Here is a 2,082-nt window from a genome sequence, read left to right as displayed (position 1 = left end):
AAGACCGTTGGCGGCACCACCCTCTACCCGCAGGGCCTGTCACGCGCCACCGCGCTGCAGCTGTTCACCCACGGCAGCGCCTGGTTCTCCAGCGAGCAGGGCAAGAAGGGCCAGATCAAGGTGGGCCAGTTGGCCGACCTGGTGGCCCTGTCGGCGGACTTCTTCAGCGTCGAGGAAGAGCAGATCAAGTGGCTGGAATCGGTGCTCACCGTGGTCGGCGGCAAGGTGGTGCATGCCACCAGCGAGTTCGACAAGCTGGCGCCGCCCACCGTGCCGGTGATGCCGGACTGGTCGCCGGTGGCCCTGGTGCCCGGCCACTGGAGCCCGACCGCCGCGCCGCTGAGCGCGAGCATCCACCAGTGCATCGGCTCCTGCGCCGTGCATCAGCACCAGCATGACCGTGCGCGCCGCAGCAATGTGCCGGTCAGTGATCATCAGGGCTTCTGGGGCGCGTTCGGCTGCTCCTGCTTCGCCTTCTGAGCCCGCCTGCCGCCAGCCCGGCCGGGTTGGCGGCAGTGCGCCGAATTCTAAAACATCCCACGACAAGGCCAGTGCCGAGATGACCACCGCCAAACCGTCGCCCTGGGGCGCCCTGAACCACCGCACCTTCCGCTGGCTGTGGCTGGCCAGCATTGCCTCGAACATCGGCACCTGGATGCATGAAGTCGGCGCCGGCTGGCTGATGACCAGCCTGTCGGCCAACCCCATGCATGTGGCGCTGGTGCAGGTCGCCGGGTCGGCGCCGATGTTCCTGCTGGCGCTGCCGGCCGGGGCCATGGCCGATATCGTCGACAAGCGCCGCTATCTGCTGGGCGTGCAGCTGTGGATGGCCGCTGTAGCTACAGCACTGGCAACGCTCACCCTGCTCGGGCTGACCAGTGTCTGGCTGTTGCTGGGCATGACCCTGGCCATGGGCGTCGGCACCGCGCTGATGATGCCGGCCTGGTCGGCGCTGACTCCGGAGCTGGTGAGCAAGCGTGACCTGCCCTCAGCCATCGCCCTGTCCAGCCTCGGCATCAACGTCGCCCGCGCGCTCGGCCCGGCCATCGCCGGCGTGCTGGTGAGCCTGAGTGGCCCCTGGGCGACCTTCGCCCTCAATGCCCTGTCGTTCTTCGCGGTCATGGCCGTGCTGCTGACCTGGAAGCGCGAGCGCCAGGTCGCCGCCTTCCCGGCCGAGCGTCTGCTGGGCGCGATCCGCGCCGGCTGGCGCTACAGCCGTGCCTCCAGGCCGCTGCAGGCGGTATTGGTGCGCGCGGCGGCGTTCTTCATCGGGGCCAGCGCCGGCATGTCGCTGCTGCCGCTGATCGTGCGTGGCGAACTGCAGGGCAGCGCCAGCGACTTCGGCCTGATGCTCGGCAGCGTCGGCGTCGGTGCCGTACTCGGCGCCACCCTGTTGCCGCGCATTCGCGAGCGCATCAGCAGTGACCGCCTGGTGCTGCTGGCCAGCTTGCTCTATGCGCTGGTATTGCTGGCCCTGGCCAGCGTACGCCACTTCGCCGCCCTGCTGCCGGTGATGCTGCTCAGCGGCGCGGCGTGGATCGCCGTGCTGTCCAGCCTGCAGGTCGCCGCACAGACCTCGGTGCCCGACTGGGTGCGGGCACGGGCGCTGTCGGTGTACATCCTGGTGTTCTTCGGCAGCATGGCCGCCGGCGGCGCGCTCTGGGGCTTCGTCGCCAGCCATGCGTCGATTCCGCTGGCGCTGTTCGCCGCCGCCGGCTGCCTGATGCTGGGCCTGCTGCTGAGCGCCAGGTTCCCGTTGCCGGTCACCGCAAGCGAAGACCTCGCGCCCTCGCTGCACTGGCCTGCGCCGATTCTCGCCGACGAGGCCGATCTCGAGCGCGGCCCGGTGATGGTCACCCTGCACTACGACATCGCGGCCGAGCATGCTGCAGCCTTCCGCCAGGCGATGAGCGAAGTGGCGCGCATGCGCCGGCGCAACGGTGCCTTCTCCTGGGGGCTGGTGCAGAACAGCGAGAACCCACCGCACTGGCAGGCGTTCTTCTTCCACGAATCCTGGCTCGCGCACCTGCTCCACCACGGCCCGGTAACGCGTGCCCAGCAGCGCATCGAGGCTGCCGCCCG

General features: G+C 69.6%; 2 protein-coding genes. Both read left to right on the top strand.

Annotation, left to right across the window (positions count from 1 at the left end):
• The coding region (locus GYB81_RS23375) for an amidohydrolase family protein (RefSeq protein ID WP_161897971.1) at positions 1 to 480 on the top strand (480 nt) is incomplete at its 5' end.
• Between the two features lie 79 nt (positions 481 to 559).
• Positions 560 to 2,082: MFS transporter (locus GYB81_RS23370; protein WP_161897970.1), on the top strand; the 1,523-nt coding region annotated here is incomplete at its 3' end.

This window comes from Pseudomonas yangonensis (assembly GCF_009932725.1).
GTDB lineage: Bacteria > Pseudomonadota > Gammaproteobacteria > Pseudomonadales > Pseudomonadaceae > Aquipseudomonas > Aquipseudomonas yangonensis.
The sequence above is the reverse complement of the archived record's forward strand: the minus strand, read 5'-3'. Positions and strand labels throughout refer to the sequence as shown.